The following is an 18,486-nucleotide window of genomic DNA, read 5'->3' as shown; positions in this document are numbered from 1 at the left end:
TTTCGCCATCGTTTTGGGGGGCTAAGTGAAAGAAAAGACTATCGATAACGTCGAGGGGCTTATACAGGCGCTCCAGGCGGACCAGACAGAATACAGCGGTTCCGTTTGGTATAGGGGGCAGGCACGGAAAGACTGGCACCTATTGCCGGGTTACCTTCGCTTGAATGGTGGTGTTTCCGAATCAACTCTTATGAAGCGATTTAAGCAGAGCGCCGCGATGCTATTGGATCGAGATCCGAAAGACTCATTTGATTGGCTTTTCTTAATGCAACATTACGGCTTACCTACCCGACTGTTGGACTGGAGCGAGAGCCCGCTTGTCGCTCTTTATTTCGCTATCGAAGCATCGGAGAATCACAATGGACATGATGCAGCGGTATGGTGTTTGAGGCCTAGCGAACTCAACAAGAACGCTAACATTATTGCGGATGAAGAATTTTTTATTCCCTCTTTTGACGATGATGAACTTCAGAATTATTCCATTGAACGCCTAAGTCAAGAGCGTCGAGTAAAACTGCTACCCCTGGCTACAATAGCAACTCGCAATAACGCACGAATTCAAGCGCAACTCGGCGTATTTACAATACATCACTTAGATAATAAGCCAATTGAGGAAATCGGTGATCAGTCACACGTCGTGAAATACATCATCCCAGCTGCTAGCCGAGCCAATATGCTCGAGCAACTACGCCTCCTTGGTGTCTCGAAGTTTTCTATGTTTCCAGAACTAGCAAGTATTGGGGCAAACATCTATAAAGGTTTGGCATGAGCTATATCGAGACTTTCCCCGTGCAGCACAGCACAATCATGCGTCTGTATTCTGAGAAAGACGAAATTCTCCTTGATCCAGACTATCAACGCATGGGTGGCATCTGGACACTTGAGAAGAAACAGCTCTTGATCGACTCCATACTCAACGACTACGACATACCCAAGATTTATCTGCACTCTTTCTCGCGAGAAGAAAAAAAGAGTTCCGGCTATGCGTACGCTGTCATTGATGGGCGTCAACGTCTAGAGACGATATGGACCTTCATTGAAGGCAAGTTTACTCTTGCCGACGATTTCGTGTATCAGGATGATGAAGGTCTGGTTCTCAGAAGCTTCGGTTACGCCGACATCGCAACGAATTACCCAAAACTCAAAATCAAGTTTGATTCGTTTGTACTACCCGTCATCGGCGTGCAAACAGACGATCAGGAACTCATCGAGGACATGTTCTCCCGGTTGAATGAAGCAGTCCCCCTGAATGCTGCCGAAAAGAGAAACTCGATTGGTGGAGCAATGGTGGCAGCTATCAGAGATGTGGCATCTCACGAGTTTTTTAATCGCTGCGTTGCATTCGGGAATAGGCGTTTCCAGCATCGTGAGTCCGCTGCACGAATGCTGCTAGTTGAGGAAAATCTAGCAACGATGGGCAAGATTATTGACACAAAAAAGGAGTATCTTGACGCAATGGCACGGAATTATCACGATGCCCCTACAGGAGAAGTCTCTGCGCTTGCTAACCGCGTGATATCAGTACTCGATCAAATGAATTCGGTATTTGTTGAGCGGGACGAGCTACTACGAGCTCAGGGTAACATGACGGTTTATTACATCGTAGCAAAGAGCGCTAAGGCATCTAGAGAGAGTTTCAAAATGAGTCGAAAAAAGCTCCTTGAATTCCGCGACTTAGTAAGAGATAACCGAGTTACGGCGGAGGAGAACTACGGCAATGCAAGCTTTGAACTGCTCGAATATGATCGCCTAACTCAGCAAGGCACGAACGATGCTTCCAACATAAGAGAGCGGGTAAAGATACTCTCAACCTTCCTAGAGATCCCCGCGATCCCAATATTGTGATCCTGATACGCGTGACAGTTTTGGCGAACTCTGACGAAACGTGACGAGCAAAGACGGGCCTAAGTTATTGATAAATAAGGATTTTAACCCGCTCTTAATTCGTAGGTCGAGAGTTCGAATCTCTCAGAACCCACCACTTGCTATAGAGGGGAATTGGCTGTCATGGTCAGTTCCCCTTTTCTTCAAGCGTACCAGCGCATGCACCGCGATGTACTCCAAGCATTGCGTGGACTTCTTGGCCAGCTCCAGATTGAATTAGACCCACCGTGCCGTGGGGTTGCAGTTGGCCCTGGACGAGCCCGAGTTGATGACCAGCAGCGCTTCGCTCATGCCAGTTCCTTGCGCTGGGCAGGGGCGATGTTCACGGAAAGCTCCTTGATGTGTGTGACGGTGCCAGTCCATTCAGGCCATCTGCCCGATGGTTTTGCGAAAACGTGCCAGCGACAGTGCAAAGAGCACCGAGCCGATCACCAGTAGAGCGGCGAAAGACTGCCACACCACGCCTATCCCTGCGCCACGGAAGAGGATGGCCTGGCTCAGCTCGGTGAAATGGGTAGTGGGCGCGATCGACATGACCTGCTGTACCCAGGCCGGCATGCTCTCGCGCGGGGTCATGCCGCCAGAGAGCATTTCCAGCGGCATCATGGTCAGCATCATCAGCAGGCCGAACTGCGGCATGCTGCGTGCCAGCGTAGCCATGAAGATGCCCATGGACGTGGTGGCGAAAAGGTGCAGGCTGGCCCCGGTCAAAAATAGCCCGATGGAGCCTTCAATGGGCACACGCAGCACGCCCTCTATAACCAGGGTGAGGGACACCATGGCGGCCAGCAACACCACAAGTGCCATGGACCAGACCTTGGCCAGCATGATTTCGGTTGGCGTAACCGGCATCACCAGCAAGTGCTCGATGGTGCCGTGCTCGCGCTCGCGTATCAGCGCTGCCCCCGTCAGGATAACGGACAGCATGGTGATGTTGTTGACCACCTCCATCAGGGATCCGAACCACGAGGGCTGCAACGCCGGATTGAAGCGCATGCGCGTGGCCAGTTCCACCGGCATGGTGGCGGTGCCCCGATAATGCTGGACAAACTCGTTGACCTCGCCCATCGCGATCTGCTGGATGGCGCCGTTGCCCGCAAAGGCCTGGCTCATGCGCGTAGCGTCGATGTTGAGCTGCAGCTGTGGCGATTTGCCGGACAGCACGTCGCTCTGGAAGTTGGGCGGAATGACCAGGACAAAGGTAAATTGACCCGAGTCCAGTCCGGGATCGACCTGGGCATTACTGATACGCACGGGCCAGGTGAACTGGGGCGGGTAAAACGCTGAGATGATGCGGCTCGACAAGGCCGAATCGTCCTCGTCCACTATGGCAATCGGGGCCCGGTGCAGCGTTTCGGGCATGGCCGTGCCGGCGACATAAATCCCCAGCGTGAAGGCGTACACAATGAGCACCAGCATCATCGGGTCGCGCCACAGGCTCCACAACTCCTTGATGCCCAGGCGGTAGATGTTGGCCAGGTGACGTCGCATCTCAAGCCCCCTGCTTTTTTAGCAGCGCGACGGCGGCGCCCAGAATCACCGGCACGGCGATAAGCAAAGGCCAGAAAGCGGTATGCAGGTCGGCAAAACTGAGCGCCTTGCTGAACACTCCCCGGCTGATGTTAAACATATAAGTGGCGGGGTAGATCTGGCCGATCAGGCGGCCGCTGCCTTCGAGCGAGGACACCGGGTTGATCAGGCCTGCAAACTGCACCGCCGGCAGCATCGTGCCTAGCATGGCAAAGAACATGGCGGCGATCTGGCTGCGCGTGACGGTGGATGCCAGCAGCCCCATGCCGGTGGAGCAAAGGCTGAACAGCAATGCTGCCAGCGCCAGCGTCCAGAAGCTGCCGGTGATGGGAACGCCAAGTACCGTCACGGCGGCCAGGCACATGAGTACGAAGTTGAGCATGGCCAGCGCCACATAGGGCAGTTGTTTGCCCAGCAGGAACTCGGTCCGCGTCGTGGGCGTGACGTACAGGTTGATGATGGAGCCCAGTTCTTTTTCACGGACCACCGCCAGGGCGGTCAGCATGGCCGGCAGCATGAGCAGCAGCATGGGAATCACCGCCGGCACCATGGCGGGCAGGCTTTTTACATCGGGGTTGTAGCGAAAGCGCGTTTCCACGCTGCTCGTGCTGGCCAGCTGCACGCCGGTGCTCTCATGCAGCCGCGCCGCAAACCACTGCTGGTGCATGCCCTGCACATAGCCGTTCACGGTCTCGGCGCGCTGGGGCATGGCGCCATCGATCCAGGCGCCGATCTGCACCGGTTGGCCGCGCGCCACATCGCGCGCGAAGCCTGCTGGAATCTCCAGGGCCAGCGACAACTCGCCATTGCGCATGCGCCGGTCGAGTTCTGCGTAATCGGCGATGGGCGGGCGCTCTTTGAAGTAGCGCGAGCCCGCCAGGTTGAGGGTGTAGTTCTGGCTCAACGCGGTCTGGTCACGGTCCAGCACGGCGTAGCGCAGGTTCTCCACGTCCATATTGATGCCGTAGCCGATCACAAACATCAGCAGCAAGGAGCCGAGCAGGGCCAGCGCGCCGCGCACAGGGTCGCGCTGGAGTTCAAGCGTCTCGCGCCACAGGTAGCTATAGACGCGGGACAGGCTGCGCTGCAAACGCCGGGCCAGGCCCAGGGGCCGGGGCGCTTCCAAAGCCGGTGCCGGCCCGGTCGCTGCAGTGGGCGTTGCCGGGGCCTGCGATTCTCCCCCGCTGGCCTCCAGCAGGTAGCCGATGAAGGCCTCTTCCAGCGTGGCTGCCTTGCGCTTGGTCACCAGGGCGGCGGGGGTGTCGCTGTCCAGCACCCGGCCAGCGTGCATGAGCGAGATGCGGTCGCAACGCTCGGCCTCATTCATGAAGTGGGTGGAGATGAAGATGGTGACCTTGTCGCGCCGCGCCAGTTCGATCATCAGGCGCCAGAAGCTGTCCCGGGCAATCGGGTCCACGCCGGAAGTCGGCTCGTCCAGGATGAGCAGTTCGGGCTTGTGCACCATGGCCACGGCCAGCGACAGGCGCTGGCGCAGGCCCAGCGGCAGCTTCTCGGGCAGCATGCCCCGCTCTTCCTTCAGGCCAAAGCGCTCCACCATTTGGGCCGCGCGCGCCTGGACCTCGGCCTCGGGCACATGAAACAGCCGGGCATGCAGCACCAGGTTTTGCTGCACCGTGAGCTCACCGTAGAGCGAGAAGGACTGGGACATGTAGCCCACGCGGCGGCGCGTGCTCATGTCCTTCGGGTCCACCACCATGCCGAACAGCCGGGCCTCGCCTTCTGAGGCTGGCAGCAGCCCGGTCAGCATCTTCATGGTGGTGGACTTGCCGCAGCCATTCGAGCCGAGGAAACCAAAAATCTCGCCGCGTCGGATCCGGAAGCTCACCTGGTCGACCGCCACAAAGTCGCCAAAACGCATGGTCAGCCCCTGGGCTTCAATGGCGATGTCGTCTTGACTGTTCGTGTCCAAAGGTGGAATTTCCACGGCGCGGTGGCCACTGCGTTTTTCTTCAGGAAGGAGTGCAATGAAAGCAGCCTCCAGGGAGGCGCAACCGGTGTGCGCCAGCAGTTCGCCCGGCGTGCCGGTGGCCAGCACACGTCCGCCGTCCATCGCCACCAACCAGTCGAAGTGCTGCGCCTCTTCCATGTAGGCAGTGGCCACGATCACGCTCATGCCGGGCCGGCGGCGACGAATGCCGGCAATCATGCCCCAGAACTGGTCGCGCGCCAGCGGGTCCACGCCGGTGGTCGGCTCGTCCAGGATCAGCAGATCCGGGTCGTGGATCAGCGCGCAGCACAGGCCGAGCTTTTGCTTCATGCCGCCCGAGAGCTTGCTCACCGGACGACTCAGGAAGGGGAACAGTCCGGTGCTGCGCGTCAGTTCGTCGATGCGGCGGCGGCGCTCTGCGCTGTCGTGCCCGAACAGACGGGCGAAAAACTGCAGGTTCTCTTCGACCGACAGCGTGGGGTACAGGTTTTTCCCCAGACCCTGCGGCATGTAGGCAATGCGCGGGCAGACCGCCTGCCGGTGGCGCACCAGGGCCATGTCGCCGCCCAGCACCTCAACCCGACCCTGCTGCAGTGCACGCACGCCGGAGGCCAGCGCCAGCAGACTGGACTTGCCGACGCCGTCCGGCCCGATCAGGCCGACCATGCGGCCGGCAGGCAGCTCCAGCGTGACGTTATCGAGCGCCGTGGTTGGCCCATAGCGCAGCCCCACGTCGCGCAAACGCACGACCGCAGGCGCGGCGCTGGCCTCGGTCACGGCGCGACCTTCAGCGCCAGTGCGGCAGGCCAGTCGGCCTTCGCGTCAACCTTCACCCATGCCACGCCGGGCAAACCTGTCTTGACCTGGTTCAGGTGCTTTTGCAGCAACTCAGGGTCGATTTTTGCCTTGACGCGGAACATCAGCTTTTGCCGCTCGCTGGCGGTTTCCACCGTCTTGGGCGTGAACTGCGCGGTGCTGGCGACAAACGAGACCCTGGCCGGAATGACATACTGCGGTGCCGCGTCAAGCACGATGCGCACCTCGCTGCCCAGCGCCACCTTGCCCGCCACGGTCTCGGGCAGGAAGAAGGTCATGTACACATCGGACAGGTCCACCAGGTTCAGCAACTTGCCGCCGCCGGCTACCACTTCGCCGGGTTGGGCAATGCGGTATTGCACGCGGCCGCTGCGGGGCGCGGTGAGCGCGCTGTCGTTGATGTCGGCCTGGATGCGGGCTACCGTGGCCTCTGCAGCGGTCACCGCTGCACGCGCCCCCGTCACCTGGGTGCGCGCGGCGGTGATGGCGGCCTGCGCCGCGTTGACCTGGGCCTTGGCCGCCACCAGCGCAGCCTGCACGCTGCGCTCGCGGGCACGGTCATCGTCCAGCTCCTGTTCCGACGAGGCGCCTTCGCGGGCCAGCGTCTGTGAGCGCGCCAGGCGCCGCTGGGCGGCGTCGAGCTCGCTCTGGCGCTGCGCCACCAGGGCCAAGGCCGCCTGCGTGTCGCTCTCGCGCACGGCCACTTGGGCTTCAGCGCTGGCAATCGCCGCCACGGCCTGCTGCTGGCGGGCCTTGGCTTCGTCGCGCGATGCTTCGAGCGTGTCAATCTGCATGCGGGCCAGCAACTGGCCGGCGGTGACGAAGTCGCCTTCCTTGACCAGGATATCCTGGACGCGTCCGCCGAGCCTGGCTGCCACGTCGATCTCGGTGGCTTCGATGCGGCCATTGCCGCTGGCCAGGGCATCGTTGGCCTCGTGGTCGCGCAGTCGCGTCCAGAGGTAAGCGCCGCCGGCCAGTACAGCGGCAACGAAGACGAGGGGAATCAAACGTCTTTTGAAAGAGGTGTTCATGGGACGTCGGTCGAGTTCAGGGGGGCGGGTGCGGCAGATGGGGCGTCGGCGAGCCCTGTGAGCGAGCCACCGCCCAGGGCCGCATACAGGCCGACCTGGCTGGACAGCAAGGCGCGGCGCAGCTGCACCACCTGCTGCTCTGCGACCAGCAGGTCGCGCTGGGCGTCCAGCACCTCCAGGAAGGCAGCCGCGCCGTTGTCATAGCGCAGTTGGGAGAGCCGCGCCCGTTCAGCCTGTGTTGCAAGGGCGTCTCGCCCCAGGGAAAGCTGGCGGTCCAGCCACTGGCGCGCTGCGAGTGCGTCCGCCACATCGCGGAAGGCACCCTGCACGGTTTTTTCGTAGTTCGCCACTGCGATATTGCTGCGCGCCTCGGCCAAGCTGAGGTTGTTGTCGCGCCGGCCGCCGTCGAAAAGTGGCAGCGAAATGATGGGTGAGAGTACCCATATCTGGCTGCCGCCGTCGAACAGGCCACCCAGCTCGGTACTGGCGGTTCCCAGCAAGCCGGTTAGCGCGATGCGCGGGAAAAACGCTGCGCGCGCGGCGCCAATCTGGGCGTGGGCGGCCTTCAGTTGATGCTCGGCGGCCACAATGTCGGGGCGCTGGGTCAACAGGTCAGACGGCAGACCGGCCCTCAGCTCCGGCATCTGCAGTGCATCCAGCCGGCTGGCAGCGGGCGTCAGATCCACCGGGGCACCGACCAGCAGCGCCAGTGCATGGGCCTGCTGCGCACGCGCCTGCTCCAGCTGTGCGCTCAGGGCCTGGGCCTGGGTCAGCAGCGTCTGCATCTCGGTCAGGCTCAGGCGCGAGGCAGAGCCGACCGCTACGCGGCGGGTGAAGATGCGCAGGCTTTCCTGGCGGCTGGCGATGGTCTGGTGCGCCAGCGCCAGGCGCTCGTCGAGTTCGCGCAGCGCCAAGTCGCTGTTGGCCACCTGGGCGATCAGGCCCACGGTCACCGCGCGTCGCGCCGCATCGGTGGCCAGGTAGCTCTCCAGCGCTGCATCGCGCAGGCTGCGCACGCGGCCCCAAAAGTCGATCTCCCAGCTGGCCAGCCCCAAGGCAACCTGGTATTGGCTGCCCAGCTGGGGCTGGCCGGTGATGCTCAGGTCGGCGGGGGTGCGCGACCGGTCCATGCCCGCCTGCGCACCTATGGCAGGAAACTGCTCGGCGCGCTGAATACCGTACGCGGCGCGGGCTTCGTCCACACGCAGCGCCGTGGCGCGCAGATCTCGGTTGTTCTCCAGCGCCTGCGCAATCAGCGCCTGCAGGCGCTGGTCAGTGAAGTAGTCGCGCCAGCCCGTGGCAGCAGCGTTCGGCCCCGTTTGCGAAGCATCGGCCGCATAACTCGGTGCCAGCGCAAGTGCGGGGGCTTCGTAGGGCGGAGCCATCGAAGCGCAGCCGCCCATCAGCAGGGAGGCTGCGGCCAGAGTGGGCCAGCGTGCGTGGGCCGCGTTCATGTCAACTCCCTGAAATGATGCTTGATAAGCAGCAGCGCGATGGCGCAGGAGGCAATGCGCGAATGGGCCGAATCGGGGCGGCTGGTCAGCACAACCGGCACGCGCGCCCATGACGATGCCGGCCGCCTGCGCGCCGCCTTGGCCACCAGCTCCTGTGGCTCGCCGGGTGATATCGCCAGATGAACGAGCCAGTCCGTGTAGGCGCTTCCCAGCGATGCGGGCGAAAGCCCCCGGCATGAGGCGTGCCAGCTGACTGTGCAACGCTGATGGTCGGTAAGTAGGGCAGAAGCATCTTTGGAGTATGAATACGAAGGATTCAAAATTGGCCAAACAGAACCTCTCGGAACCGGAAATCATGGAAGGTCATCGCATTCTTTTTTACGCACACCCTAATCGCCCTGCTGCATATTCTGTGTCATCAAATGGGCAACGCCTTGAGCGAAATCAAGAAGTGACCTTACCCTCGACAAACGTATCCCTTGCTGAGTGTTTCAATGCAGGCAAGGAGAGTCGAGATGACGAAGATGATGAGACCGCGCTACACGCTCGAATTCAAGCAGGAGGCGATGCGGCTGGTCGAGGGCGGCCAGAGCATCGCGGCGGCGGCGCGCACATTGGGCATGGTTGCGCAGACGCCGTTCAACTGGGTCAAGGCGCAGCGCCAAGGCAAGCCCACTCATAAACTCCGCTATGGGGTACGGATTCCAGATGGAAGATCAAATCTCTCAGAACCCGCCACTTGTGACAGGACTGTTGGCGATAATGCTCGCTGACAGCCTTTTCTACTCTCAAGGCGCGGCGCACGCAGCGTCCTCCCGCACAAAACATTCATGCTCGTTCAAGACGGTTTGCCCACGCCGGCGCGTTACCACGCCATGGCGGTCATCATTCTCGGCATTGCGCTGTCCGTGCTCGACGGCACCATCGTCAACCTGGCGTTGCCCGGTATCGCGCGCGACCTGCACGCCAGCGCCTCGCAGGCCGTCTGGGTTGTCAACGCCTACCAGGTGGCCACGCTCGGCCTGCTACTGCCTTGTGCAACGCTGGGCGACCTGATTGGCTACCGGCGCGTGTACCTGGGCGGGCTGGTGCTGTTCACGGCGGCCTCGCTCGTCTGCGCGCTGTCCAATTCGCTGCCGATGCTGGCCGGGGCGCGCGCCATCCAGGGGCTGGGTGCGGCCGGCATCATGTCGGTCAACTCAGCGCTATTGCGCCTGATTTACCCACGGCGCATGCTCGGGCGCGGCGTGGCAATCAATTCGCTGGTGGTGGCCACAGCCGCGGTGGCCGGGCCTTCAATCGCCGCCGGCATCCTGTCGGTGGCGTCCTGGCCCTGGCTGTTTGTCTTCAACCTGCCGCTGGGCGTGGCCGTGCTGTGGCTGGGCCTGCGCGCCCTGCCGCAGAACGCCGTGGCGGCACCGGCCGGCGTGCGGCTGTCATGGCTCGACGTGCTGCTCAATGCGCTGATGTTCAGCCTGGTGGTGCTTGGGGTCGATGCGCTGGGCGCGCACAGCGGATCGTCTGCGACACCCGCCAGCATGGGCACAGGCGTGGCCCTGCTGGCGGGCGGCCTGCTGGTCGGTCTGGTCTATATACGCCGCCAGTGGACGCAGCCGCTGCCGCTGTTTCCGCTGGACCTGCTGCGCATTCCCGTGTTCGCGCTGTCGATGTGTTCCTCGGTGGGCGCCTTTGCGGCGCAGATGCTGGCCTACATCGCGCTGCCGTTCCTGCTGCTCGACAGCTACGGCCGCACGCCGCTGCAAGCGGGCCTGTTGATCACCGCCTGGCCGCTGGCCATCGTGGTCGTAGCGCCCATTGTGGGCCGCCTGATCGGCCGCTACCCGGACGGCCTGCTCGGCGGCATCGGCATGGCCATCATGGCGATCGGGCTGGGCTTGATGGCGGCGCTGCCGGCCCAGCCGGACAACGCCGCCATTGCCTGGCGCATGGTGCTGTGCGGCATCGGCTTTGGCATGTTCCAGTCGCCCAACAACCACACCATCGTGACGACGGCGCCCACGCACCGTTCAGGTGGCGCCAGCGGCATGCTGGGCACGGCGCGGCTCACCGGCCAGACGCTGGGCGCGGTGCTGCTGTCCATTATTTTCAGTATCGAGAATGCCCACAATGGGCGCGGCCCGGTGATTGCACTGGCGCTGGCGGCCTGCTTCGCGGCGGTGGCGGGTGCCTTCAGTTCGCTGCGCGTGGGGCGGGCTGCGGCGACCGCCTGACGTAACGGATGGCGAAGCACCTGCGACGCATCACGCGGCACCTCGCGGCCGATGCAAGCTCGTATAGTCATTCCCACACAACCAACCCGGGCCACAGCATGCGTTCACTCCTCGAGACTTTAGTCACCATCAAACCGCGGCGGACCACGGTGCTGCCGGGTTTGCTGGCAAGCATGGCACTGCTGCTCGGCGCCTGCACGACCGCACCGCCTTTGCCACCTGCCGGCGCCACGCTGTCCAGCGCGCAGATTGCCGCGATCGTGGCCAGTCCGGATCGCAGCGCGGCGGACCGCACCAACGACCTGCGCCGCAAACCGGCGCAGATGCTGGCCTTCATCGGCGTGCGCCCGGGCATGGTGGCGCTGGACCTGAGCGCGGCACGCGGCTACACCACCGAACTGATTGCGCGCGCCGTCGGACCCACCGGGCGCGTGTACGGGCAAAACGCGCCGCGCGATCCCGCCCGCGCCCAACCCATGGCCCGCGAAGGCGTGTCAGGCCCCGTGATGCCAATGACGTCAACAGCGCCTTTGACCCTGGCCGAGCGCGCCCAAAATCCGGCGACCCGCAACATCATCCCCATCGCGCGGCCCTTTGAAGACCCGGTGCCCCCCGAAGTGGCATCGAACGGGCTCGACCTCGTGACCCTGATGTTCAACTACCACGACTTCGGCCACATGGGGGTGGACCGCGCGCGCGTGAACCGCGCCGTGTTCGCCGCGCTCAAGCCCGGGGGCCTGTATGTCATTGCCGACCACGCGGGCCGGCCCGGCACCGGCATCTCGGAGTCGGGCACGCTGCACCGCATCGAGGAAGCCTTCCTGCGTCGGGAGGTCGAAGCCGCTGGGTTCAGGCTCCTCGCAGAAGGTGATTTCCTGCGCAACCCGGCCGACCCGCGCGACAGGAATACGCCCGAGCCACCGCAGCCCAAGGACGAGTTCGTCCTGAAGTTCGTCAAACCCTGACCGGTGCGCCAGGCAGCACCGTGGACGGCAAGCCGCGCAAGGCGCACGTGACCGGGCCGCTGGTCACGGCGGCGCAGTTCCTGCCGCAGCTGGCGCGCACCCTGGGCAAGGATGCCTTCTTCCTCACGCTGCTGGCGGTGCTGGCTGTGCCGACGGCGATGGCGCCCGGGCAGATCGCGACCTACCCTTCGCTGGTCGACTGGCCCACCATGGCGGCGCTGACGGGTCTGTTGCTGCTCACCAAGGGTGTGGAAAACAGTGGCGCGCTGCACCGCCTGGGCCGCTGGGCCATCGCGCGCGTGAACACGCAGCGCTCCGCGGCGCTGTGCCTGGTGCTGGCGGCGGCGGCGCTGTCCACGCTCTTGACCAACGACGTCGCGCTGTTCGTGGTGGTGCCGCTGACGCTGGGCGTGTGCCGCATCGCCCGGCTGCCGGCCACGCGGCTGGTCGTGTTCGAGGCGCTGGCGGTCAACGCGGGCTCGGCGCTCACGCCCATCGGCAATCCGCAGAACCTGTTCTTATGGCAGCTGTCGGGCAGCTCGTTCGGACATTTCGTGGCCCACATGCTGCCGCTGGTCGCCGTGCTGATGGTCCTGCTGCTGGCGCTGACCGTCGCGTCATTTCCGGCCCGGCCCATGCATGTAGATCTTCAGGAAAATGAACAGCCGCTGGACCGCACCCTGCTCGGCGTCTCGCTGGCGCTGTACGTGCCTTTTCTGCTGCTCACCGATCTGCACCAGGCGCCGTGGGCGCTCGCCGCGCTGACGCTGATCTTTCTCATGGTGCGCCGGCGCGTGCTGCTGCAAATCGACTGGGGCCTGCTGCTCGTGTTCATTCTGATGTTTGTCGATCTGCGCCTGCTGGCGGGGCAAAGTCTGGTGCATGGCTGGATGGGCCGGCTGGATCTGGTGCAGCCGCAGCACCTGTTCTGGGCCGGCGTCGGCGTCTCGCAGATCATCAGCAACGTGCCGGCGGCCATTGCCCTGGCCGAATACTCGCACGACTGGCGGGTCATCGCCTACGGCGTGAACATCGGAGGCTTTGGCGTCATGGTCGGCTCGCTGGCGAACCTGATTGCCCTGCGCATGGTGGGCGATCGCCGGGCCTGGCTGAGCTTTCACGCCTATTCCCTGCCCTTTCTGGGAATCGCGAGCATCGTGGGGTACGCCCTGCTGCATGGGTAAGCCGCCTGACCATCAACGCAGTAAAACCCCGCCTCATGAAAAAAGCCTGCAAGTCGCAAGACTTGCAGGCTTTTGATTCAGAGCGGTACTGGATCAGTCGCGGACCGGCTTGGCGGGACGCTTGTGGGCATCGCGCGGCACAAAAACCTTGCCGCCATTGCCGGGCCTGACCGACATGGGTTTACCGAACGCGGGCTTGCGGGCGGCAAAGTCGCCGCGCGGGGCCGCGCCTTCGCTGCGGCCGGCGCCGGCAAAGCGGTCGTTGAAGCCGCCCTTGCGCTCGTAGCTGAAACCCTCGCGCGGCGGCCCATCGCGGCGCTCGTTGCCCTGGCCAAAACCGCCGTTACTATTGTTTTGATAGCTGCCTGCGCCCGCATTGAAAGGGCCACGGGCGCTTTTGTCACCAAAACCACCGCGGTCAGCACCGCGCGCGGGGCCGAACTTGCGGTCCCGCGAATGGTTGTCGCGCCCACCGCGGTCGCTGTCACGGCCGCCAAAATTGCTGCGCGGACGCGCATCGGGAAAGCGCTGCTGAGGCTCCAGGCCCGGAATCGTCTCGGCCTTGAACTGCTGGCGGGTGTAGCTCTCGATATCGAAAATCTTGCGGCGGTCGCGGAACTCGGCAAACGTCACGGCAATACCATCGCGGCCGGCGCGGCCGGTGCGGCCGATGCGGTGGGTGTAGTCCTCGGCCTTCATCGGCAGGCCGAAGTTGAACACGTGGCTGATGGTCGGCACGTCAATGCCGCGTGCGGCCACATCGGTGGCCACCAGGATTTGCACATGGCCTTCGCGCAGCGCCATCAGGCGCCGGTTGCGCAGGCCCTGATTCAGGGCGCCATGCAGCGCTACGGCGGAAAAACCGTCCTGCTGCAGGTCGTTCGCCAGGCCGTCGCACTCGATCTGGGTGCTGGCAAACACAATCGCCTGGTTGATCGTGGTGTCGCGCAGCCAGTGGTCGAGCAGCTTGCGCTTGTGCTGGGCGTTGTCGGCCCAGAACAGCATCTGCTTGATGTTCTGGTGCTTTTCCTGCGGGCTGTCGATCTGCAGGCGCTGCGGCTCGCGCATCACGCGCTGGGCCAGTTGCTGGATGCGCGGCGCCAGCGTGGCGCTGAACATCATGGTCTGCTTGCGCTCGATGGTGAGTTGGTTGACTTCCGCCAGATCGTCGGCAAAGCCGAGGTCGAGCATGCGGTCGGCCTCGTCGACCACCAGAAACTGCACCTGGTCCAGCTTGATCTGCATCGAGCGTTGCAGGTCCAGCAGACGGCCGGGCGTGGCCACCACGAGGTTGGCGTTTTGCAGCTTGGCAATTTGCAACTGATAGGGCATGCCGCCCACCACGTTGGCAATGCGCAGGCCGCGGCAGTGCTTGACCAATTCAATGGCGTCGTGCGCCACCTGCTGGGCCAGTTCGCGGGTCGGGCACAGCACCAGCGCGCCGGGCGCGGTCGCCTTGAAGTTGCGCGGGTTGGTCGGGTCCTTGCGCTTGCCGCGCTTCGGGGGCGCTTCGCCCTTGGCGGCGGCATCGGCCACGGCGCGCTCAAACGCGGCACGCTCGTCGGCTTCGGCCTGCGCCTGCTGTTTCAGCAAGGTGTGCAGCACGGGCAACAGGAAGGCGGCGGTCTTGCCGCTGCCGGTCTGGCTGGAGACCATCAGGTCGATGAAACGCGCGGCCTCATTGCCCTGCGCCTCGCCCTGCATGGCCAGCGGAATGGTTTGCAGCTGTACCGTCGTCGGCTGGGTAAAGCCCAGACCTTCCACGGCGCGCAGCAGCTCGGGCGCCAGGCCCAGCTTCACAAAACCGTTGGGAACTGCGGGGACCGGTTCGGCGACGTCTTGCGTCAGCACCTCGGCCGGTTCGGCAAACTCGGCGGCGGACGGCGCAAAGGGCTCCGCCTGAAAAGTGTCGGTGGAAGAATCGGTAGAAAAAGTTTCGGCAAGCGAAAAATCGCCTGTCGCGTCAAAAGCGTCAGTCATGGTGTACTCACACGAAAGTCCCGCAAGGTCTGCGGGGACTCCGTCAATGGTTAAAAAACATCAACCATCAAACGAAGCTCAGTGCCAGTCATGCTGGCCACAGCAAAGGCGCTGCTGGACTTGAGTTGGCCCGTATTGCCGGGCCGTGTGAGTGAAGGGAGATGTGCAAAAGGGCTGCTGTTTGCAGCTCAGCTTTGAATTATCGCATGAATTCGGGTTTTTACCTAATCCCACCCCGTCAAGACATCTTCAGGAAATGTTCGCGGTAGTGCGCCAGTTCGTCGATCGATTCGTGCACATCGGCGAGTGCCGTGTGTTTTTGCTGCTTCTTGAACGCGCTGTAGACCTCGGGCCGCCAGCGTTTGGCCAGTTCTTTCAGGGTACTGACGTCGATGCTGCGGTAGTGGAAGAACGCCTCCAGTTTGGGCATGTACTTCACCAGAAAGCGCCGGTCCTGGCTGATGGTGTTGCCGCACATGGGCGCGTTGCCCTTGGGCACGTATTTGGCGAGGAATTCGAGGATTTTTTTCTCGGCCTCGGCCTCCCCCAGCGTGGAGGCTTTCACCTTGTCGATCAGGCCGCTGCGGCCGTGGGTGTTCTGGTTCCACTTGTCCATCTTGGCCAGCTGCTCGTCGCTCTGGTGAATGACCAGCACCGGGCCTTCAATGCGTGGCGTGAGATTCGGGCCGGTCACGACCACCGCAATTTCGATCAGACGCTCGACTTCCGGATCCAGGCCGGTCATCTCGCAGTCGAGCCAAACCAGGTTTTGATCGGATTTGGGCAAGGAGGGCGTTGTTTCAGGGATAGCTTCAGACATGCCGGGGATTGTCGCCCAAGCGGCGAGAGCGGCCGGAAATACGCCTAAACTCCGATTCATGTCTTCCTCACTTCTTTTGACGCTGGTCTTTGCCGTCGCGCTGGTCGCCGGCCTGCTGGTGAAATTCTGGCTGGCTTCACGCCAGATCCGCCATGTGGCACAGCACCGCGATAGCGTGCCTGCCGCCTTTTCCAGGACAGTCACACTGGCCGCCCATCAAAAGGCCGCCGACTACACCGTGACCAAGGCGCGCTTCGGCCTGCTGGAGCTGGCCTTTGGGATCGCGGTGTTGCTGGGCTGGACACTGCTGGGCGGGCTGCAGGCGCTGAACCAGGCGTTGCTGTCGTGGCTGGGCGGCGGCATGCTGCAGCAGTTGGCGCTGCTGGCGGCCTTCGCGCTGATCGGCGGCCTGATCGAGTTGCCGAGCGCGTTGTACCAGACCTTTGTGATCGAGCAGCGTTATGGTTTCAACAAGATGACGCTGGGCCTATGGCTGGCCGATCTGGCGAAATCGACGCTGCTCGGCGCCGTCATCGGCCTGCCGATCGTCGCGCTGATCCTGTGGCTGATGGGTGCGCTCCCAAGCAGCCCCTGGTGGACGTCGTGGTGGCTGGTGGCCTGGGCCGTCTGGATGGGCTTCAACCTGTTGCTGCTCGTGATTTACCCGACCTTCATTGCGCCGCTGTTCAACAAATTCAAGCCGCTCGAAGACGAGACCCTGAAGAACCGCGTCACCACGCTGATGCAGCGTTGCGGCTTTGCCGCCAAGGGCCTGTTCGTGATGGACGGCAGCAAACGCAGCGCGCACGCCAATGCCTACTTCACCGGCTTCGGCGCCTCCAAGCGCGTGGTGTTTTACGACACGCTGCTGGCCAAGCTCTCGCCCGGCGAGGTGGACGCGGTGCTGGCGCACGAGCTGGGCCACTTCAAGCACAAGCACATCATCAAGCGGATCGTCGGCATGTTTGCCCTCAGCCTGGCCGGCTTTGCGCTGCTGGGCTGGCTCTCCACGCGCGTCTGGTTCTACACCGGCCTGGGCGTGAGCCCCAACATGGCTGCGCCCAACGACGCCTTGGCGCTGCTGCTGTTCGCGTTGGCGGCGCCGGTGTTCTCCATCTTTGTCTCCCCGTTGTTTGCACAACTCTCGCGCAAGCACGAGTTCGAGGCCGACGCCTATGCCGTGGCCCAGACCAGCGGCCAGGACCTGTCGGCGGCCCTGCTCAAGCTCTATGAAGACAACGCCTCCACGCTGACCCCCGATCCCCTGTTCGTGAAGTTCTACTATTCCCACCCGCCCGCGTCCGAACGCCTGGCGCGGATGACCCCTGGAGTCACTGCATGAGCACAATGTTGACAAAGAAAGACTGGAGCGCCCAGACCCGGCGCGCACTGAGCGCTACGGAAATAATAGCCCGCCTGGCCGCATTGGAAGGCTGGAAGCTCAGCGGCGACGGCGCGGCCGTGGCGATCGAGAAGACCTACACCTTTGCCAATTACTACGAGACCATCTCGTTCGTGAACGCCGTGGCCTTCATCGCCAACGCGCAGGACCATCACCCCGATCTGTCGGTGCATTACAACCGCTGCGTGGTGCGCTTCAACACGCACGACGTGGGCGGCATCTCGGTGACCGACTTCGACTGCGCGGCGCAGATCGACGCGCTCTTGGGCGCGCCGGCCGCCAAGGCCTCGCCTTGAGCGACGCCGCGGCGCCCCACAGCGGACTGGTGGTCGCCGGCCATGGCCGGCATTTTTTGGTGGAAACGCCCGACGGCCGGCGCCTGATCTGCCATCCGCGCGGCAAGAAAAGCCAGGCCGTGGTGGGCGATCGGGTGCTTTGGCAGGCCTCGCAGGACGAAGGCACGATCGAAAAGATCGAGGAGCGGCGCAACCTGTTTTATCGCCAGGACGAAATCCGCACCAAGTCCTTCGCCGCCAACCTGGACCAGGTCCTGATCCTGATCGCGGCCGAGCCGGAGTTCTCCGAGAGCCAGTTGTCGCGTGCGCTGATCGCCGCCGAGGCCGAGCGCATCACGCCCCTGATCGCGCTGAACAAGAGCGATTTGAAGGAGCCCTTCGAGCGCACCTGGAGCCGCCTCGCGCCCTACCGGCGCATGGGCTACAACGTGCTGCCGCTGGCGCTCAAGCCCAGGGCTTTGGCGGGCTCAAGCCAACCCCCGGCACAGGCGGCGACGTCAACACTGCTCGACCACCTCAAGGGCAAGACCACGCTGGTGCTCGGCCCCTCGGGCGCGGGCAAGAGCACGCTCATCAACCTGCTGGTGCCCGGCGCGGCGGCGCTCACCGGCGAGATTTCCCAGGCGCTCAGTTCGGGCAAGCACACCACCACCAGCACGACCTGGTACTGGGTTGACGAGGCCAGAACCACTGCCTTGATCGACTCCCCCGGCTTCCAGGAATTCGGCTTGCACCACATCGACGCCATGCACCTGGCCGCGTTCATGCCGGACCTCAAACCGCTGGTGGCGAACTGCAAGTTTTACAACTGCACGCATCTGCACGAACCGGGTTGCGGCGTGATCGCCGCGGTAAAATCAACCGCTAGCCCTGATGGAGTCAGCGAGAGGCGCTATAAAATATATAGTGACCTGTTTGCCGAACTGAGCCAGTCGAAGTACTGAG

Annotated in this window: 14 protein-coding genes and 3 pseudogenes; 9 read left to right on the top strand and 8 right to left on the bottom strand. The window is 63.2% G+C overall.

Annotated elements, in window-relative coordinates; all coding sequences use genetic code 11:
- Window positions 1–25 precede the first annotated feature (25 nt).
- Window positions 26–769, top strand: a complete 744-nt coding sequence (locus tag EUB48_RS06420) for an FRG domain-containing protein (RefSeq protein WP_142818115.1) — start codon at window positions 26–28, stop codon at window positions 767–769.
- The gene (locus EUB48_RS06415; protein ID WP_142818114.1) at window positions 766–1,845 is read left to right on the top strand and encodes a DUF262 domain-containing protein; all 1,080 of its coding nucleotides are present in this window, start codon (window positions 766–768) and stop codon (window positions 1,843–1,845) included. The genes EUB48_RS06420 and EUB48_RS06415 overlap by 4 nt, the downstream gene beginning before the upstream one ends.
- A 402-nt stretch (window positions 1,846–2,247) precedes the next feature.
- On the opposite strand, the gene EUB48_RS06410 is transcribed toward EUB48_RS06415, so the two are convergent.
- The 6 genes and pseudogenes from EUB48_RS06410 to EUB48_RS22005 form a co-directional block, all read right to left on the bottom strand.
- Window positions 2,248–3,375: an ABC transporter permease gene (locus tag EUB48_RS06410; RefSeq protein ID WP_142818113.1), complete on the bottom strand. Its 1,128-nt coding sequence runs from the start codon at window positions 3,373–3,375 to the stop codon at window positions 2,248–2,250.
- A gap of 1 nt (window position 3,376) precedes the next feature.
- A complete protein-coding gene (gene rbbA / locus EUB48_RS06405) occupies window positions 3,377–6,139 on the bottom strand; it encodes a ribosome-associated ATPase/putative transporter RbbA (RefSeq protein WP_142818112.1) in 2,763 nt (920 codons plus the stop codon).
- Window positions 6,136–7,209 carry an HlyD family secretion protein gene (locus tag EUB48_RS06400; RefSeq protein WP_142818111.1) on the bottom strand — a complete coding sequence of 358 codons (1,074 nt, stop codon included), beginning with the start codon at window positions 7,207–7,209 and terminating at the stop codon, window positions 6,136–6,138. Before EUB48_RS06400 ends, rbbA begins: the two co-directional genes overlap by 4 nt.
- The gene (locus EUB48_RS06395; protein WP_142818110.1) at window positions 7,206–8,663 is read right to left on the bottom strand and encodes an efflux transporter outer membrane subunit; all 1,458 of its coding nucleotides are present in this window, start codon (window positions 8,661–8,663) and stop codon (window positions 7,206–7,208) included. The genes EUB48_RS06400 and EUB48_RS06395 overlap by 4 nt, the downstream gene beginning before the upstream one ends.
- Window positions 8,660–8,801: pseudogene (locus EUB48_RS21660) on the bottom strand (phosphate acetyltransferase); the annotation flags it as partial. The gene EUB48_RS06395 and the pseudogene EUB48_RS21660, both read right to left, overlap by 4 nt.
- Window positions 8,802–8,833: 32 nt before the next feature.
- Window positions 8,834–8,983 (bottom strand): annotated as a pseudogene (locus tag EUB48_RS22005) (poly-beta-hydroxybutyrate polymerase N-terminal domain-containing protein); the annotation flags it as partial.
- A gap of 195 nt (window positions 8,984–9,178) precedes the next feature.
- On the opposite strand from EUB48_RS22005, the pseudogene EUB48_RS21655 reads away from it, so the two are divergent.
- The 4 genes and pseudogenes from EUB48_RS21655 to EUB48_RS06370 form a co-directional block, all read left to right on the top strand.
- Window positions 9,179–9,340, top strand: a pseudogene (locus EUB48_RS21655) (transposase); the annotation flags it as partial.
- A gap of 153 nt (window positions 9,341–9,493) precedes the next feature.
- On the top strand, window positions 9,494–10,894 hold the full coding sequence (locus EUB48_RS06380) for an MFS transporter (RefSeq protein ID WP_210411702.1): 1,401 nt from the start codon (window positions 9,494–9,496) through the stop codon (window positions 10,892–10,894).
- A gap of 98 nt (window positions 10,895–10,992) precedes the next feature.
- Window positions 10,993–11,859, top strand: coding sequence for a class I SAM-dependent methyltransferase (locus EUB48_RS06375; RefSeq protein WP_210411701.1), 867 nt, complete (start codon window positions 10,993–10,995; stop codon window positions 11,857–11,859).
- 20 nt (window positions 11,860–11,879) lie between these two features.
- Complete coding sequence (locus tag EUB48_RS06370) at window positions 11,880–13,043, top strand: SLC13 family permease (RefSeq protein WP_420821436.1); 1,164 nt, start codon at window positions 11,880–11,882, stop codon at window positions 13,041–13,043.
- A 93-nt stretch (window positions 13,044–13,136) separates the two neighbouring features.
- Here the strand turns inward: EUB48_RS06370 and EUB48_RS06365 are convergent, their stop codons facing one another.
- Window positions 13,137–15,023: a DEAD/DEAH box helicase gene (locus EUB48_RS06365; protein ID WP_142818109.1), complete on the bottom strand. Its 1,887-nt coding sequence runs from the start codon at window positions 15,021–15,023 to the stop codon at window positions 13,137–13,139.
- Between the two features lie 238 nt (window positions 15,024–15,261).
- Complete coding sequence (orn, locus tag EUB48_RS06360) at window positions 15,262–15,843, bottom strand: oligoribonuclease (RefSeq protein ID WP_210411700.1); 582 nt, start codon at window positions 15,841–15,843, stop codon at window positions 15,262–15,264.
- Window positions 15,844–15,901: 58 nt separating this feature from the next.
- Here orn and EUB48_RS06355 point away from each other — a divergent pair, with 58 nt between their 5' ends.
- From EUB48_RS06355 to rsgA, 3 genes are read left to right on the top strand one after another with little or no spacing between them, the layout of a single operon-like run.
- On the top strand, window positions 15,902–17,185 hold the full coding sequence (locus EUB48_RS06355; RefSeq protein WP_142818108.1) for a M48 family metallopeptidase: 1,284 nt from the start codon (window positions 15,902–15,904) through the stop codon (window positions 17,183–17,185).
- The gene (locus EUB48_RS06350) at window positions 17,182–17,541 is read left to right on the top strand and encodes a 4a-hydroxytetrahydrobiopterin dehydratase (protein WP_142818107.1); all 360 of its coding nucleotides are present in this window, start codon (window positions 17,182–17,184) and stop codon (window positions 17,539–17,541) included. The genes EUB48_RS06355 and EUB48_RS06350 overlap by 4 nt, the downstream gene beginning before the upstream one ends.
- Window positions 17,538–18,485: a ribosome small subunit-dependent GTPase A gene (gene rsgA / locus EUB48_RS06345; RefSeq protein ID WP_244618347.1), complete on the top strand. Its 948-nt coding sequence runs from the start codon at window positions 17,538–17,540 to the stop codon at window positions 18,483–18,485. The genes EUB48_RS06350 and rsgA overlap by 4 nt, the downstream gene beginning before the upstream one ends.
- The last annotated feature ends 1 nt before the right edge of the window (window position 18,486 follow it).

Source organism: Rhodoferax sediminis (assembly GCF_006970865.1).
Classification (GTDB): domain Bacteria; phylum Pseudomonadota; class Gammaproteobacteria; order Burkholderiales; family Burkholderiaceae_C; genus Rhodoferax_A; species Rhodoferax_A sediminis.
Note: the sequence above shows the minus strand (reverse complement) of the source record. Positions and strands in the feature narration are given on the sequence as shown.

Bases quoted from the DNA above. Each gene is read 5' to 3' on its own strand.
- EUB48_RS06365 (WP_142818109.1), bottom strand. From the start codon at position 15,023: ATGACTGACGCTTTTGACGCGACAGGCGATTTTTCGCTTGCCGAAACT.
- EUB48_RS06400 (WP_142818111.1), bottom strand. From the start codon at position 7,209: ATGAACACCTCTTTCAAAAGACGTTTGATTCCCCTCGTCTTCGTTGCC.
- EUB48_RS06415 (WP_142818114.1), top strand. From the start codon at position 766: ATGAGCTATATCGAGACTTTCCCCGTGCAGCACAGCACAATCATGCGT.
- EUB48_RS06380 (WP_210411702.1), top strand. From the start codon at position 9,494: ATGCTCGTTCAAGACGGTTTGCCCACGCCGGCGCGTTACCACGCCATG.
- EUB48_RS06355 (WP_142818108.1), top strand. From the start codon at position 15,902: ATGTCTTCCTCACTTCTTTTGACGCTGGTCTTTGCCGTCGCGCTGGTC.
- EUB48_RS06375 (WP_210411701.1), top strand. From the start codon at position 10,993: ATGCGTTCACTCCTCGAGACTTTAGTCACCATCAAACCGCGGCGGACC.
- EUB48_RS06395 (WP_142818110.1), bottom strand. From the start codon at position 8,663: ATGAACGCGGCCCACGCACGCTGGCCCACTCTGGCCGCAGCCTCCCTG.
- orn (WP_210411700.1), bottom strand. From the start codon at position 15,843: ATGTCTGAAGCTATCCCTGAAACAACGCCCTCCTTGCCCAAATCCGAT.
- EUB48_RS06350 (WP_142818107.1), top strand. From the start codon at position 17,182: ATGAGCACAATGTTGACAAAGAAAGACTGGAGCGCCCAGACCCGGCGC.
- EUB48_RS06410 (WP_142818113.1), bottom strand. From the start codon at position 3,375: ATGCGACGTCACCTGGCCAACATCTACCGCCTGGGCATCAAGGAGTTG.